Annotated in this window: 15 protein-coding genes; 14 read left to right on the top strand and 1 reads right to left on the bottom strand. The window is 71.9% G+C overall.

Annotated elements, in window-relative coordinates; translation table 11 throughout:
- Positions 1-136 precede the first annotated feature (136 nt).
- The 14 genes from ACE4Q9_RS26750 (at position 137) to ACE4Q9_RS26815 (ending at position 14,052) form a co-directional block, all read left to right on the top strand.
- Positions 137-1,138 carry an FKBP-type peptidyl-prolyl cis-trans isomerase gene (locus ACE4Q9_RS26750; RefSeq protein WP_397987336.1) on the top strand — a complete coding sequence of 334 codons (1,002 nt, stop codon included), beginning with the start codon at positions 137-139 and terminating at the stop codon, positions 1,136-1,138.
- An 82-nt stretch (positions 1,139-1,220) separates the two neighbouring features.
- Complete coding sequence (locus tag ACE4Q9_RS26755; protein ID WP_397986784.1) at positions 1,221-1,592, top strand: FKBP-type peptidyl-prolyl cis-trans isomerase; 372 nt, start codon at positions 1,221-1,223, stop codon at positions 1,590-1,592.
- Positions 1,593-1,740: 148 nt separating this feature from the next.
- Positions 1,741-2,718, top strand: a complete 978-nt coding sequence (locus ACE4Q9_RS26760; protein ID WP_397986785.1) for a helix-turn-helix transcriptional regulator — start codon at positions 1,741-1,743, stop codon at positions 2,716-2,718.
- An 11-nt stretch (positions 2,719-2,729) separates the two neighbouring features.
- Positions 2,730-3,749: a helix-turn-helix transcriptional regulator gene (locus ACE4Q9_RS26765; protein ID WP_397986786.1), complete on the top strand. Its 1,020-nt coding sequence runs from the start codon at positions 2,730-2,732 to the stop codon at positions 3,747-3,749.
- Positions 3,750-4,050: 301 nt separating this feature from the next.
- Positions 4,051-4,311: a hypothetical protein gene (locus tag ACE4Q9_RS26770; RefSeq protein WP_397987337.1), complete on the top strand. Its 261-nt coding sequence runs from the start codon at positions 4,051-4,053 to the stop codon at positions 4,309-4,311.
- A 64-nt stretch (positions 4,312-4,375) separates the two neighbouring features.
- A complete protein-coding gene (locus ACE4Q9_RS26775) occupies positions 4,376-4,570 on the top strand; it encodes a hypothetical protein (protein WP_397986787.1) in 195 nt (64 codons plus the stop codon).
- A 233-nt stretch (positions 4,571-4,803) separates the two neighbouring features.
- On the top strand, positions 4,804-5,091 hold the full coding sequence (gene tatA / locus ACE4Q9_RS26780) for a Sec-independent protein translocase subunit TatA (RefSeq protein WP_397986788.1): 288 nt from the start codon (positions 4,804-4,806) through the stop codon (positions 5,089-5,091).
- 46 nt (positions 5,092-5,137) lie between these two features.
- Positions 5,138-6,079, top strand: a complete 942-nt coding sequence (gene tatC, locus ACE4Q9_RS26785; protein ID WP_397986789.1) for a twin-arginine translocase subunit TatC — start codon at positions 5,138-5,140, stop codon at positions 6,077-6,079.
- 86 nt (positions 6,080-6,165) lie between these two features.
- Positions 6,166-9,018, top strand: a complete 2,853-nt coding sequence (locus tag ACE4Q9_RS26790) for a DEAD/DEAH box helicase (protein ID WP_397986790.1) — start codon at positions 6,166-6,168, stop codon at positions 9,016-9,018.
- Between the two features lie 315 nt (positions 9,019-9,333).
- Positions 9,334-10,992 carry an ATP-binding protein gene (locus ACE4Q9_RS26795; protein WP_397986791.1) on the top strand — a complete coding sequence of 553 codons (1,659 nt, stop codon included), beginning with the start codon at positions 9,334-9,336 and terminating at the stop codon, positions 10,990-10,992.
- Positions 10,989-11,393: a roadblock/LC7 domain-containing protein gene (locus tag ACE4Q9_RS26800; protein ID WP_037651243.1), complete on the top strand. Its 405-nt coding sequence runs from the start codon at positions 10,989-10,991 to the stop codon at positions 11,391-11,393. The genes ACE4Q9_RS26795 and ACE4Q9_RS26800 overlap by 4 nt, the downstream gene beginning before the upstream one ends.
- Entirely contained in the window at positions 11,390-11,917 is a 528-nt protein-coding gene (locus tag ACE4Q9_RS26805; protein WP_397986792.1) for a DUF742 domain-containing protein, read from the top strand. Before ACE4Q9_RS26800 ends, ACE4Q9_RS26805 begins: the two co-directional genes overlap by 4 nt.
- A complete protein-coding gene (locus ACE4Q9_RS26810) occupies positions 11,898-12,518 on the top strand; it encodes a GTP-binding protein (protein WP_397986793.1) in 621 nt (206 codons plus the stop codon). Before ACE4Q9_RS26805 ends, ACE4Q9_RS26810 begins: the two co-directional genes overlap by 20 nt.
- A 37-nt stretch (positions 12,519-12,555) precedes the next feature.
- Positions 12,556-14,052 (top strand): cytochrome P450, encoded by a 1,497-nt coding sequence (locus ACE4Q9_RS26815; protein ID WP_397986794.1) that lies wholly within the window; start codon positions 12,556-12,558, stop codon positions 14,050-14,052.
- Positions 14,053-14,062: 10 nt separating this feature from the next.
- Here ACE4Q9_RS26815 and ACE4Q9_RS26820 read toward each other — a convergent pair whose 3' ends face one another.
- Positions 14,063-15,010, bottom strand: a complete 948-nt coding sequence (locus tag ACE4Q9_RS26820; RefSeq protein WP_397986795.1) for a pseudouridine synthase — start codon at positions 15,008-15,010, stop codon at positions 14,063-14,065.
- Between the last annotated feature and the right edge of the window lie 127 nt (positions 15,011-15,137).

Consider the following 15,137-nt stretch of genomic DNA (forward strand, 5'->3'; position numbering starts at 1 on the left):
GTTTCGACGGGTGTGGCGTCGCGGTGGTGGAGTGCCGTGGCGCCACACGCGTGTCGTGCGTTTCGTGTGCGGCGCCCGTGTCGGTCGTAGAGTTGCGCGCACGTCATCCGCAAGACCGACCGATTACGAGGCTTCCGTGCGCCGACGTTCGCTTGTTCTCGCCGCCGTTCCCGCTGGACTGGTCACGCTCGCCGGGTGTGGTGGCTCGTCCGGTTCGAGCCGGGCCGGTGCGTCTCCGTCACCGTCGGCGTCGAGCGCGCCGCCGCCCAAGATCGTGGACGGTCCGTTGCCGGCGATCACGGCGGGTAGGCGGTTCGGTGAGAAGCCGACCGTGGCGAAGGGGCCGGGGGCGCCGTCGAAGAATCTGGCGGTGCGGACGCTGATTCCGGGGACGGGTCGTACGGTCGCGGAGAACGACTTCGTCCAGGCGAACTATCTGGGTCAGATCTGGGACACCGGCAAGGTGTTCGACAATTCGTACGACCGGCATGCGCCGCTGGTGATGCAGTTGGCGCAGGGCAGTCTGATCGATGGCTGGCGGTATGCGCTGGCCGGGAAGAAGACGGGCAGCCGGGTGCTGATCGCGGTGCCGCCGACCTGGGGGTATGGCAAGTCGGGCAATCCGCAGGCGGGGATCAAGGGGACGGACACGCTGGTGTTCGTGATCGATCTGATCGATTCGTTCAACTCGAAGAGTTCGGCGCGCGGCCGGGCCGTCCCGCAGAACGACCCGGCGCTGCCGAAGGTCTCCACGGTCACCAATGGCACGGTTCCGGCGGTGACGGTGCCGCATTCGAGCCCGCCGGACAAGCTGGTCTCCACGTATGTGCTGGAGGGCGACGGCCCGGAGCTGAAGGCGGACCAGACGGTGCTGTGCCAGTTCCAGGGGCTGGTGTGGGAGGGCGGCAAGACGTTCCAGCGCACCTATGGTTCGGGGCGGCTGAGCCAGTTCTCGCTGACGCAGATGCAGGACACGGTCAAGGGTCTGGCCCAGGGGCTGGTCGGCAAGAAGGTGGGCAGCCGGGTGCTGGTCGTGGTGCCGCCGCGGCTGGGGTACGGCGACAATCCGCCGAGCGGCGGCCCGATCGGCAAGGGGGCGACGCTGGTGTTCACGGTGGACATCCTGGCCGCGATGTAGTGGGGGCCGGTGTCGGGCGGTTGGCGTGCGGAGATGACAGACTGTGCGTGTTTCGTGTCGTACCTACGCAGGAGCTTTTGACGTGAACATCGAGAAGCCCGAGATCGACTTCCCCGAGGGCGAGGCCCCGAAGGACCTTGAGATCAAGGACATCTGGGAGGGCGACGGGCCGGTCGCGCAGTCGGGTCAGATGGTGACCGTGCACTACGTCGGCGTGGCCTTCAGCACCGGCGAGGAGTTCGACGCCAGCTGGAACCGGGGCACCCCGTTCCGCTTCCCGCTGGGTGGCGGCCGGGTCATCGCGGGCTGGGACCGCGGTGTGCAGGGCATGAAGGTCGGCGGCCGTCGCCAGCTGACCATTCCGGCGCACCTCGCCTACGGCGACCAGAGCCCGACCCCGGCGATCAAGCCGGGCGAGACGCTGATCTTCGTCGTGGACCTGCTCGCGGTCTGAGCCGTACCCGAGCCATCGGCCGTTTCCGACCGGATCCGACCGTCTGGGGCCCATGCCTGTCCGGGCATGGGCCCTCGGCTTTTGCCACGCCGCCCGGGAGCGGTACGGTCGACGGTCGGAAGCACACAACAGAAGGTGAAGGGCGTCGATGGCCATTGCCAAGGCCGAGCGGCTGATGAACCTCGCGCTGTGCCTGCTCGGCGCACGGCGGCCGCTCAGCAAGCGCGAGCTGCGCGACTCCATCGAGGCGTACGTCGAAGCGGCACGGCCCGACAAGGGTGCCACCGGCAGCGACGACTCCTTCAACCGGATGTTCGAGCGCGACAAGGACGATCTGCGCGAGCTGGGCCTGGTCATCGAGACCGTCGAGAACCTGGACGGCGAGGTGGGCTATCTCGCCCGCCGCGACAGCAACCGGCTGCCGCCCATCACCCTGGACGCCGAGGAGGCCGCCGCGCTGGGCCTGGCCGCCAAGGTCTGGCAGCAGGCCCGGCTCGCCGGTGCCGCCAGCGGCGCCCTCCAGAAGCTGCGCGCCGCCGGGCTGCCCGAGGAGGTCGACCCGTACGAGGGGCATGCCGCGCTGGAGCCGCGCATCCCGGTGCACGAGGCCGCCTTCGAACCGCTGATGCTGGCCTGCCGCGACCGCCGCCCGGTCCTGTTCGACTACCGCAAGGCCTCCGCCGTCCACCCCGAGCCCCGGCATGTCGAGCCGTGGGCGCTGGAGTGCTGGCGCGGCCACTGGTACCTGGCCGGTTTCGACCGGGGCCGGGGCGCCGAGCGCGTCTTCCGGCTGTCCCGGATCACCGGCAAGGTCCGCTCGCGCGGCACGGGCTTCACCGCGCCCGTGCCCGACGTGGTCACCGTGCGCGAGACCGTGGCGGGCTGGGCCGGCGAGACCGCCGACCGCTCGGCGCTGATCCGGCTGCGCTCCGGCGCCGGGTACCCGCTGCGCGCGAAGGCCGCCAAGGTCCGGGAACTCGGGGACGGCTGGGACGAGTTGGAGATCCCGTACGGCCACGGTCTGGACGCCTGGCTGGTGGAGTTCGGGCCCGATGTGGTGGTCGTGGAGCCGGCCGAGCTACGGGCCGACGTGGTGGACCGGCTGCGTGCCGTGGCCAAGGGCTGAGGGGGAGGACTGTGGCAGGCAAACCGGTCAGAACCGTCAACGCGATCGACCAGACCCGGCGGATGCTCTCCCTGGTGACGTATCTGCGCGAGCGGCCCGGCGCCCGGATCGCGGACGTGGCCCGCGCGTTCGGGATCACCGAGGACGAGCTGGTCGCCGACCTCGACCTGCTGCCGATGTGCGGCACCAGCTTCCGCGGCGGTGATCTGCTGGACATCGACACCGACGGCGAGCGCATCTGGTGGCACAACCCGGCCGCGCTCGGCGAGGAGGCCGCCGAGCCGCTGCGGCTGGCCGCCGACGAGGCCACCGCCCTGTTGGTGGCGGCCCGCGCGGTCGCCACCCTGCCGGGGCTGCGCGAGGGCGACCGGCAGGCGCTGCTGCGGGCCACCGCCAAGGTGGAGACCGCGGCGGGCGAGGCCGCGGGCGCCAGCTCCCGGCTGTCGGTGACCTTCGAGTCCGAGGGCGGCGTCTTCGCGGACGTGGACCGCGCCATCTCCGAGCGCCGCCGGCTGTGGATCCGCTACTACTCGCCGGCCCGCGACGAGGTCACCGAGCGCGAGATCGATCCCATCCGCCTGGTCAGCGTCGGCCACACGTACGTCGAGGCCTGGTGCCGGCGCTCCGAGGCCCGGCGCACCTTCCGGCTGGACCGGGTCGCCGAGATCCGCATCCTGGACGAGCCGTCCGCGCCGCCCGAGGTGGAGCTGCGCGACCTGTCCGAGGCGCTGGTGCAGCCGGCCGCCGAGGACCCCGAGGTGGTCGTCGAGGTCGGGCCCGGCGGACGCTGGGTCGCCGAGTACTACCCGCACGACAGCGCCGAGGAACTGCCCGACGGCGGGCTGCGCATCACCCTGCGCACCCCCGAGCCGGCCTCGCTGCGCCGCCTGGCGCTGCGGCTGGGCCGGGACGGCCGGATCGTCTCCCCGCCCGAGCTGGCCGACAGCGCCCGCCGGGCGGCGGCCGAGGCGCTGGCGGCGTACGACGTCCCGTCGGACCCGGCGCCGGACGCCGCGGGGGTGCGCGGATGAACCGCCGGGCGAGGGGGCCCGCCCGCTCCTTAGGGCGTGCCCGCGGTGCGTGGCCGGGTCGGCTGGAACACGGGCGAGCGGCGGCCCGGCCCGCGGGCAGGCCGCTGGCCCGGCTCATGGACCGGTCGGCGGCCCGGCTGATGGATCGGGTCTCGGACCGGTCAGCGGATCGGCTGGTGGATCGGCTCATGGACCGGTCGGCGGATCGGCCGGTGGAGCGACCGGCGGAAGGGGAGTGACGGCTGTGAACGAGTCCGCGGTGTCCGGTGCGAGCGGGACGACGGTGTCCGGTGCGAGCGGGATGACGGTGGCGACCGCGTTCGCGGGGATGCGGGGGGTGGCCCCCGTGGTGTTCCGGGCCGGCTGCCCGGACTGCCGGGGCCGCTTCGAGCTGGCCGCGAGCGCGCTGCGGCTGGCCATCGGCGCGAGCCACCGCACCACGTTCTACTCCTTCACCTGCCCCGACTGCGGCGCCTCGGTCCGCAAACCGGCCGGCGAGCGCATCGTGGAACTGCTCACGGGGGGCGGGGTGCGGACCCTGCGGCTCCACTCGACCGTGTAGCCGGCCGCCGCCCCCGGTGCGGCCGGGTGCGGACCGGGCCGCCGGACGGTCTAGGCTCGACGTCATGTTCTGGCCGATGCTCGCCGTAGCCATGGGGTTTTTGGGCCTCGCCGTCCTGGGAGTGCTCGCCGTCCGGGTGTTCGTGGAGGCGCGGCGCCTCGGGCGACAGGTCGCGGAGTCCGCGCAGCGCATCAACCGGGCCGCCGAGGACCTGGAGCGGTCGGCGGTGAGCGCGGCACGGGCCGTGGACGCCCTGTGATGTCGTCTTGTGATGCGCTTTGGGTCACTTCGCCCTGTCACCTTGCCGCTCCGGGCAGGTACGCTGCTGGTCGCGGCCCGAAGAACGAGGCGCGGTCCGCAGAGCTGGAGTACGCACGGGGTGTGTCCCACGTTCACCCCCGGACGATACGATCGCTGCCGGCACGATGGTCGGACACCTGTCCGATCGGTCGGACAAGCCGTCGCCCCGCCTCAGTGAGAAGGTGAAGACTTATGTTCCGCAACGCACTTGAGCCGTGGCACCTGGTGCTTCTGGTGCTGGTCATCGTCCTTGTGTTCGGTTCCAAGAAGCTCCCGGACATGGCCCGTTCCCTCGGCAAGTCCGCTCGTATCCTCAAGAGCGAGGCCAAGGCGATGAAGGACGACGGCGGCAAGCAGAACGCCACCTCCGCCCAGCCCGCGGAGGAGCCGGCTCCCGCGCAGCGCACCATCCAGGCCGCGCCCGGCGATGTGACCAGCTCCCGCCCGGTCAACGAGCCGACCGACTCCACCCAGCGCTGACGCGAGGGCCGGGGCCCCGGTCCGCTGCACGAGATGAGGATGTGGGTTGCTCAAGTCCGCCCGCACGGAGAGGGACCCCGAGGGGCGCATGCCACTCGGGGATCACTTGCGTGAGCTGCGCAACCGGCTCACCAAGGGTGTCCTGGCGATCGTCGTCGTCACGATCGTCTCCGCCTTCTTCTACAAGGACATCATCGACTTCATCACCGCGCCGCTGCTGCGCTCGGTGGGCTGCCACCAGTCCTTCGGCGAACTGTCGAAGGCCAGCAAGGACACCCACTGCGCGCACATCACCATCGGTGACCTGCTGGGCCCGTTCACACTGGCGCTGAAGGCGTCGCTGACCGCCGGCGTGGTGCTGGCCTCCCCGGTCTGGCTCTACCAGCTGTGGGCATTCGTCGCGCCGGGCCTGCACCGGCACGAGAAGAAGTACGCGTACGCGTTCGTCGGCTTCGGCGTGCCGCTGTTCCTCGGCGGCGGCTTCCTCGCGTACCACGTACTGCCCGTCACGGCGAAGGTGATGATCGACCTCACCCCGTCCGGGGTGGAGAACCTGCTGTCGCTGGACAAGCTGCTCGACCTGGTGACGCGCATGGTGGTGGTCTTCGGCCTCGCCTTCGAGATGCCGCTGCTGCTGGTGATGCTCAATCTGACGGGCATCCTGTCCGGCAAGCGCATGCTCGGCTGGTGGCGGGCCATGGTCGTCGGTATCGCCGCCTTCGCGGCGGTGGCCACGCCCGGCGCGGACCCGATGTCGATGCTGGCGCTGGCGACGCCGATCTGGGCGCTGTTCTTCATCGCGGTGGCCTTCTCGCTGGTCAACGACCGGCGTCGGGCCCGCCGCGCGGGTGACGGGCTGTCCGACGACGAGGCATCGGAGCTGGACCTCACGCCCGAGGCGGTCGGCGAGGTGGAGGCCGTGAGCGCGAGCCCGGCCCCCGAGCTGCCGGGCAAGGACCACGTCAACGGCTACGACGACGTGACCTGACCCACGCCACAGGCGAGGCGACCCGCCCCCGGCACCGGGCTCTCCCGTGCCGGGGGCATTTCTCTGCTCAGCGCACGTTCCGGATAATGATCGTCCTGTTGTCGGTCGGGCCCGGTACGCTCGAAAGCACGATGACAGAGGACCTCTCACCGGCCGAGCGGTACGCGGCGGCCCGCCAGCGGGCAGCCGAGCAGGCCACCGCACTCGCGTCCTTCCGCGAGATGTACGACTTCGGCCTCGACCCCTTCCAGATCGAGGCCTGCCAGGCACTCGAAGCCGGAAAAGGAGTGCTGGTGGCCGCCCCCACCGGCTCCGGCAAGACGATCGTCGGCGAGTTCGCCGTCCACCTCGCCCTGCTCCAGGGCAAGAAGTGCTTCTACACGACACCCATCAAGGCGCTGTCGAACCAGAAGTACGCCGACCTGTGCCGCCGCTACGGCGCGGACAAGGTCGGCCTGCTCACCGGCGACAACAGCGTGAACTCCGAGGCACCGGTGGTCGTGATGACCACCGAGGTGCTCAGGAACATGCTGTACGCGGGCTCCCAGACCCTGCTGGGCCTCGGCCATGTGGTCATGGACGAGGTGCACTACCTCTCCGACCGCTTCCGCGGCGCCGTCTGGGAGGAGGTGATCATCCACCTGCCCGCCTCGGTGACCCTGGTGTCACTGTCGGCGACCGTGTCGAACGCGGAGGAGTTCGGCGACTGGCTGGACACCGTCCGCGGCGACACCGAGGTGATCGTCTCCGAGCACCGGCCCGTGCCGCTGTTCCAGCATGTGCTGGCCGGGCGGCGGATGTACGACCTGTTCGAGGAGGGCGAGGGCCACAAGAAGGCCGTCAACCCCGACCTGGTGCGCCTCGCTCGGATGGAGGCGACCCGGCCGTCGTACCAGGACCGTCGCCGGGGGCGGGCGATGCGGGAGGCCGACCGGGAGCGGGAGCGCAGGCAGCGCTCGCGGATGTGGACGCCGGGCCGGCCCGAGGTCATCGAGCGGCTGGACGCCGAGGGACTGCTGCCGGCCATCACCTTCATCTTCAGCCGCGCCGGCTGCGAGGCCGCCGTACAGCAGTGCCTGTACGCGGGACTCAGGCTGAACGACGAGGAGGCGCGGGACCGGGTCCGGGCCCTGGTCGAGGAGCGCACCGCCCACATCGCCTCCGAGGACCTGCACGTCCTCGGGTACTACGAGTGGCTGGAGGGCCTGGAGCGGGGCATCGCCGCCCATCACGCGGGCATGCTGCCGACCTTCAAGGAGGTCGTGGAGGAGCTGTTCGTGCGCGGTCTGGTCAAGGCCGTGTTCGCGACCGAGACCCTCGCGCTCGGCATCAACATGCCCGCCCGCTCGGTGGTGCTGGAGAAGCTCGTCAAGTGGAACGGCGAGCAGCACGCGGACATCACGCCGGGCGAGTACACGCAGCTGACGGGACGGGCGGGCCGGCGGGGCATCGACGTCGAGGGCCACGCGGTGGTGCTCTGGCAGCGAGGGATGAGCCCCGAGCACCTGGCCGGGCTCGCGGGCACCCGTACGTATCCGCTGCGCTCCAGCTTCCGGCCGTCGTACAACATGGCGGTCAACCTGGTCGAGCAGTTCGGGCGGCACCGCTCGCGCGAGCTGCTGGAGACGTCGTTCGCGCAGTTCCAGGCGGACCGTTCGGTGGTCGGTATCTCCCGGCAGGTGCAGCGCAACGAGGAGGGGCTGGCCGGTTACCGGGCGTCCATGACCTGTCACCTCGGCGACTTCGAGGAGTACGCGCGGCTGCGGCGCGAGCTGAAGGACCGGGAGACCGAGCTTGCCCGGCAGGGCGCCCACCAGCGGCGCGCCGAGGCGGCCGCGGCCCTGGAGAAGCTCAGGCCGGGCGATGTCATCCATGTGCCCACGGGCAAGTACGCGGGGCTCGCGCTGGTGCTGGATCCGGGTCTGCCGGCCGGCCGGTCCAACGGGCATCGCGGCTTCGACCACCAGGACGGGCCGCGCCCGCTGGTGCTGACGGCCGAGCGGCAGGTCAAACGGCTGGCGTCGATGGACTTCCCGGTTCCGGTCGAACCGCTGGACCGGATGCGGATCCCGAAGACGTTCAACGCGCGTTCGCCGCAGTCGCGCCGTGACCTGGCGTCCGCGCTGCGCTCCAAGGCCGGGCACATCCCGCCGGAGCGGGCCCGCAAGAAGCGCTCGCAGGCGGCCGACGACCGGGAGATCGCCCGGCTGCGCACCGCCCTGCGCGCGCACCCCTGTCATGGGTGCGACGACCGTGAGGACCACGCCCGCTGGGCCGAGCGCTACCACCGGCTGCTGCGTGACACCTCGCAGCTGGAGCGCCGGATCGAGGGCCGCACGAACACCATCGCGCGGACCTTCGACCGGATCGTCGCCCTGCTGACCGAGCTGGACTACCTGCGGGGCGACGAGGTCACCGAGCACGGCCGGCGGCTCGCCCGGCTGTACGGCGAACTGGACCTGCTGGCCAGCGAATGCCTGCGCGAGGGCGTCTGGGAGGGCCTCGCGCCCGCCGAACTCGCCGCGTGCGTCTCGGCGTTGGTGTACGAAGCGCGGCTCAGCGACGACGCCGTGGCGCCCAAGCTGCCCTCCGGCAAGGCGAAGGCCGCGCTGGGGGAGATGGTGCGGATCTGGGGCCGGCTCGACGGTCTGGAGGAGGACTTCCGGATCAGCCAGACCGAGGGCGTGGGCCAGCGCGAGCCCGATCTCGGCTTCGCCTGGGCCGCCTACATGTGGGCATCCGGCAAGGGCCTGGACGAGGTGCTGCGGGAGGCGGAGATGCCGGCGGGCGACTTCGTGCGCTGGTGCAAGCAGGTGATCGACGTCCTGGGGCAGATCTCGGCGGCGGCGCCCGGCGAGGGCTCGACCGTGGCCAAGGCGGCGCGCAAGGCCGTCGACCAACTGCTGCGGGGCGTGGTGGCCTACTCGTCGGTGGCCTGACCGGCACCCGGCCATTGACCGGCTCACCCTTCGGGGTGGGCCGGTTTTCGTATGCCTGTACGCCATGACCGAATGTGTTCGAACAGAAGCGCAGCGTGTAAATGGGGTCGAGCGTACTCCTGGTGCCGGGGTGATTTCAGGCGGTCGCTGAATATGACACGGCGATGATCCGGTCGGACTAAGCTCGCCCGCGGCGCACCACGTTGAGCTGATTCGCGCGCCTGTTCCCAAACATGCCGAAGATCCGGTCTGTGCCATGAATCTTCCCCCCGAAAACCCTCCCGACACCCAGCCGATCCGTCCCAGAAGGCATCCATGGTGAGTGTTCCGAAGCCGCCCGGTCGCCGGGAACGTCCCTACGCCCGCGTCCTGTTGCCGCCCGCCATAGTGATGGCCGTGGCGAGCGGGGCCGCCGCCGCCCTGGTGCCGGAGCCGGCCCGCGTCGCCGTCGCCCTGTGCGGGGCCCTCGCCGTACTCCTCGTCCTGGTCACCGGCGCCGAGGCCGCCCGGCGCGGCCGGCGGCTCCGCGAGGAGCAGGCCGCGCACGCCCGCGACAGCGCCTACCTGGAGCAGCGGCTCGCCGAACACCAGGCGCTGGTCCACCGCTTCGCCAAGGACATCCTGCCGTGGGGCTTCGCCCGGCTCGCCCGCGGCGAGATGCTCCGCGACGTCCTCGCGAACGTCTACGACGCCGACCCCGACCTGCGGGTCCTGCCCGACGTCTACCGCGAGCTGACCCATGTCGCGCTGCGTGGCGCCGACCACGAGATCACCATGCGGATCGCCACCGAGCGCTCCTTCGTCAGCATCGCCCGCCGCGTCCAGGCCATCGTCCACCAACAGGCCGTGGAACTACGGGAGATGGAGGAGGACCACGGCCGCAACCCGGAGGTCTTCGACGACCTGCTGCGCCTGGACCACGGCAGCTCGCTGATCGGCCGGCTCGCCGACACCATCGGCGTCCTCGGCGGCGGCCGGCCCGGCCGCCAGTGGCCGCTGCCGGTGTCCCTCTACAGCACCCTGCGCGGCGCCATGTCCCGGATCCTGGACTACCACCGCATCCACCTGGCGTCCATCTGCAACATCAACATCAAGGGCACCGCGGTCGAACCGGTCATCCACGCCGCGGCCGAACTCTTCGACAACGCCACCCGCTACTCGCCGCCCACCACCAAGGTGCACGTCACCGCCGTGGAGGTGCAGACGGGCATCGTCATCGAGATCGAGGACGCCGGGGTCAGCCTCAACGAGGAGTCCCGGATCCGCATCGAGAAGATGATCGAGGACGCCAAGAACGGCGATGACGCGCACAACCTCGGCGACAACCCGCGCCTCGGGCTCGCCGTCGTCGGCCGGCTGTGCAAGCAGTTCGACATGGAGGTCTCGCTGCGCACCTCCGCCTACGGCGGGCTGCGCGCGATCCTCATCGTGCCGCGCGTGATGACCACCACCGAGCCCGGCGTCGGCGTCGCCCACGGCATCGGCGCGACCGGTATTCCGATGCCCGAACTCGGCGCCGTCGAGGGCCCCAAGCGGCGGCCGAAGACGCGCCGCCCCACCAGCCCCAAGATCCCCGCCGGGATCTCCATGGAGGACGACGTCCCCGAGGTCACCGAGTGGACGGCGGGCGGCCTGCCGCAGCGCCGCAGCCGGGTGAAGGTCCCGCTGAGCCAGCGCTGGGCCGAGGAGGCCGCCATCGAGCGGGCCGAACGCGAGGGCCGGCCCACGATCTGGTCCCAGACCCGCCAGGAACCCGAGCCCGAGCCGGAGATGGACCCCGAGCGCAAGAAGCTCATCGAACGGCCGCCGGGCATGTGGATCGACGACTTCTTCGACGGGCTGCGCAAGGGCATGCCGGAGGGCGCCACCGCCCCCGAGCTGACCGACTTCACGCTCAACCCCACCAAGTACCTGCACCTGATCGATGACTCGGCCGCCCCCACCGAGGCCGACGACGAGGGGACCGTCCAGTGATCCAGCAGCGAGGCAACTTCGACTGGATGCTCAAGCAGCTCAACGACGGAGTGCCGGGCATCGAGATGATCGTGGTGCTGTCCTCCGACGGACTGCGCATCGCCCGCTACGGCGGCGATCCCGACGCCGCCGACCGGGTGGCCGCCGCCTGCGCGGGCGTGCAGAGCCTGGCCGGCGCCATCATCCAGGAGATCCCCGGCGCCGGCGAGATGAAGGTCGTCGTCGTGGAGATCGAGGGCGGCTACTTCTACCTGATGAACGCGGGCGCCAACGCCTATCTCGCCGTGCTCGCCGACGTCACCTGCGAACCGGGCCGGATGAGCGGCATGATGCGCGACCTCGTGGTGCGGATCGGCGCCCACCTCACCAGTCCGCCCCGGCGGGACGGGCAGACCGTATGACCCCTCCACGACGACAGCGGCGCCTGCCGAACCCGCCCAGCTCGCCGTCACCGTCCCCCTCCTCACCGCGGTTACGGCCCCCTCCGCACGCCGGAGTGGCGGACGGCCGTACCCCGCGCGGCGCCGCGGACGGACCGCACGCACACGGCGCCGCGGACGGACCGCACGCACACGGCACCCCGGACGGCCAGCCGCCGCCCCGCAACCCCGAGCGGCTCTACGCGGTCACCGGGACCGCCGACGGCGGGCGCGCCGAACTCGACCTCGTGACCCTGATCGTGGCCCGCCGGACCCCGCCGCCCGGCGCCTCGCCGGAACACACGGCGGTGCTCGAACTGTGCACCGCCCCGCTGTCCCTGGCCGAGCTGTCGGCCTACCTCTCCCTGCCGTTCAGCGCGATGACGGTACTGATCACGGAGATGATCACGGCCGAACTGGTGCAGGCGCGCGCCCCGGTCACCCGCCGCACGGCCCCCGACCGTTCCCTCCTCGAAGCGGTGATGCATGGACTTCAAAGGCTCTGACACGATCCCCGGACCGCGCGCCGCGGACCAGCTGCCGCACACCGCCCAGGCCGCGGTGAAGATCGTGATCGTGGGCGGCTTCGGTGTCGGCAAGACCACCATGGTCGGCTCCGTCAGCGAGATCAAACCGCTGACCACCGAGGAGACCATGACGCAGGCCGGCATCGGGATCGACGACAACTACGGCTCCGAGTCCAAGACGGCCACCACCGTCGCCATGGACTTCGGCCGGATCAGCATCACCGACAAGCTGGTGCTCTACCTGTTCGGCACCCCCGGCCAGGAGCGCTTCTGGTTCCTGTGGAACGGCCTGTTCGAGGGGGCGCTCGGCGCGGTCGTCCTCGTCGACACCCGGCGCCTGGAGGTCAGCTTCGACGTCATGGGCCGCCTGGAGGAACGCGGCGTGCCCTTCGTGGTGGCCGTCAACTCCTTCCCGGACGCGCCCCGTTACCCCCTGGAGGAACTGCGCACCGCACTCGACCTGACCCCGGACATCCCGATCATCGAATGCGATGTGCGCCGCCGGGCCTCCAGCAAGGACGTGTTGCTCACCCTGATGCGGTTCCTGCACTCGCTCGCCCTCTCCGGCGCCCTCACCTGACTCACCCGCACACTTTTTCCGTTCCGGAGCGATCATTGTGACGCCTGAACCCCAGCCTCCGACCGCCCTCTCGGCCCCCGACGCCCCCCTGTCCGGCCCGCCGCCCGGCTGCCCCGCGCACGGCCTCGGCCCCGGCGGACTGCACCGGCTCTACGGCGCGGGCGCGGAGGACCTGGACGACCTCTACGAACGGCTGCGCGAACAGTACGGCGCGGTCGCCCCCGTACTGCTGCACGACGACGTACCGATGTGGGTGGTGCTCGGGCACGCCGAGAACCTCCAGGTGGTGCGCAGCCCCTCGCAGTACACCCGCGACAGCCGGATCTGGGCTCCGCTGCTCGACGGCCGGGTCAAGCCGGACCACCCGCTGATGCCGCACATCGCCTGGCAGCCCATCTGCTCCCACGTCGAGGGCGACGAACACCTGCGGCTGCGCAACGCGGTCACCTCCGCCATGGCCACCATCGACCACCGCAGCGTCCGCCGGCACATCGGCGGCCACACCCAGCACCTGGTCAACGGCTTCTGCGAGCGCGGCCGCGCCGACCTGGTCGCGCAGTTCGCCGAGCATCTGCCGATGGCGGTGCTGTGCGAGATCCTCGGCATGCCCGAGGAGTACAACGACCGGATGGTGCAGGCCGCCCGCGACGCCCTCAAGGGCACCGAGACCGCCATCCAGAGCCACGCCTACGTCATGGACGCGCTGAACCGGCTCACCCTGCGCCGCCGCGCCCGGCCCGAGGACGACTTCACCAGCCACCTCGTCCTGCACGAGGCCGGGCTCACCGACGACGAGGTCCGCGAACACCTGCGGCTCGTCCTGTTCGCCGCCTACGAGGCCACCGCCAACCTGCTCGCCAACGCGCTGCGCATGGTGCTGACCGAGCCCGGCTTCCGCGCCCGGCTCAACGGCGGGCAGATGACCGTGCCGGAGGCGATCGAGCAGTCGCTGTGGGACGAGCCGCCGTTCAGCACCGTCTTCGGCTACTACGCCAAGCAGGACACCGAACTGGGCGGGCAGCGCATCACCAAGGGCGACGGGCTGCTGTTCGCGCCCGCGCCGGGCAACATCGACCCGCGGGTACGGCCCGATCTGGCCGCGAGCATGCAGGGCAACCGCTCCCACCTCGCCTTCGGCGGCGGCCCGCACGAGTGTCCGGGGCAGGACATCGGGCGCGCCATCGCCGACGTCGGCGTCGACGCCCTGCTGACCCGGCTGCCGGACGTGCAGCTGGCCTGCGCCGAGGAGGACCTGCGCTGGCGCTCCTCCATCGCCTCCCGGCACCTGGTGGCGCTGCCGGTGCGGTTCGAACCCAAGCCGCAGCAGGACACGGACATGCCGCCGCGCGCCTACGCGGGCGCAGGGCTCCCCGCCGACCTGCGGCTGCCCGCCGAGCGCCGGGAGGCACAGGGCGCGGCGCTCCCCGCCGCCGTGCCGCAGGCCCGGCCCCTTCCGCCGCCGGTCCCGGTCCCGGTCCCGGTACCGGCGCGGGGGCTCTGGCAGCGGCTGCTGCGCTGGTGGCGCGGGGAGTGAGCGGGCCGGGTCAGTCCGCCGCCCACTCGGCGTAGGCGGACCAGGCCTGGAGGGTGCGCCCGCTGGTGAAGGTGTGCGCGACGCCGGTGACCGGATCGGTGAACTCCAGCCCCCGGGCGAGCAGTTGCAGGGGGCGGCGGAAGTCGCCGGGCGGCACCGGGGCGGTCACCAGCGGGTAGAGCGGGTCGCCGAGGATGGGCACGCCGAGCGCGTTCAGGTGCACCCGCAGCTGGTGGGTCTGCCCGGTGCGTGGCAGCAGCCGGTACCGGCCGAGCCCGCCGCGCCGCTCCGCCAGCTCCACCCGTGTCTCGGCGTTGGGCTCGCCCTCGACCTCGCGTGCCGCGTGCACCCCGCGTTCCTTGAGGATCCGGCTGCGCACGGTCCGTGGCAGGGCGAGCGAGGCGTCGTACGGGGCGACGGCCTCGTACTCCTTGGTCACCCGGCGTTCGCCGAACAGCCGCTGGTACGCGCCGCGTTCCTCGGGCCGCACCGTGAACAGCACCAGCCCGGCGGTGAGCCGGTCCAGGCGGTGGGCGGCGGTCAGGGTCGGGACGCCCAGGGTGTGGCGGAGCCGGGCGAGCGCGGTCTGGGCGACATGGCCGCCGCGCGGGGTGGTGGCGAGGAAGTGCGGCTTGTCGGCCACCACGATGTGCTCGTCCCGGTACACCACCGGCAGCGGGAACGGCACCGGCACCTCGGCGGGCAGCTCGCGGTGGAACCACACGAACATTCCCGGCCGGTACGGCGCGTCCGCCGGCACCGGCCGCCCGTCGGCCCCCACGATCAGCCCGGCCGCGAACATCGCCTCGATCACACCGGGCCCGGCGCCGGTGAGCCGCGCCACCAGGTGTTCGCGCACGGTGGCCCACGCGCCGTCCGCGGGCAGCCGCACCCGTACGGGATCGACCCCGTCGCGCTGGGGGAGCGGGGCGGGCGGGGGTGGCGTACGGCGTCTCACCTGGTCAAGGGTACGAGGGGGTCGGGGGAGCGGGGGTGAGCGGCCGGGGGCGGCCCAGGACGGCGGGCGGGGTGAGCGGTCGGGGGCGGGCAGGGCGGCGGGTGGGGTGACGGGGGGTGACGGTCAG

The sequence above is a fragment of the Streptomyces sp. AM6-12 genome (assembly GCF_044327085.1).
GTDB lineage: Bacteria > Actinomycetota > Actinomycetes > Streptomycetales > Streptomycetaceae > Streptomyces.

What these genes read in the sequence shown, in the direction of transcription:
- ACE4Q9_RS26760 (WP_397986785.1), top strand. Translation starts at nt 1,741, where the DNA reads ATGGCCATTGCCAAGGCCGAGCGGCTGATGAACCTCGCGCTGTGCCTG.
- ACE4Q9_RS26770 (WP_397987337.1), top strand. Translation starts at nt 4,051, where the DNA reads ATGACGGTGGCGACCGCGTTCGCGGGGATGCGGGGGGTGGCCCCCGTG.
- ACE4Q9_RS26775 (WP_397986787.1), top strand. Translation starts at nt 4,376, where the DNA reads ATGTTCTGGCCGATGCTCGCCGTAGCCATGGGGTTTTTGGGCCTCGCC.
- tatA (WP_397986788.1), top strand. Translation starts at nt 4,804, where the DNA reads ATGTTCCGCAACGCACTTGAGCCGTGGCACCTGGTGCTTCTGGTGCTG.
- ACE4Q9_RS26790 (WP_397986790.1), top strand. Translation starts at nt 6,166, where the DNA reads ATGATCGTCCTGTTGTCGGTCGGGCCCGGTACGCTCGAAAGCACGATG.
- ACE4Q9_RS26795 (WP_397986791.1), top strand. Translation starts at nt 9,334, where the DNA reads ATGGTGAGTGTTCCGAAGCCGCCCGGTCGCCGGGAACGTCCCTACGCC.
- ACE4Q9_RS26805 (WP_397986792.1), top strand. Translation starts at nt 11,390, where the DNA reads ATGACCCCTCCACGACGACAGCGGCGCCTGCCGAACCCGCCCAGCTCG.
- ACE4Q9_RS26810 (WP_397986793.1), top strand. Translation starts at nt 11,898, where the DNA reads ATGGACTTCAAAGGCTCTGACACGATCCCCGGACCGCGCGCCGCGGAC.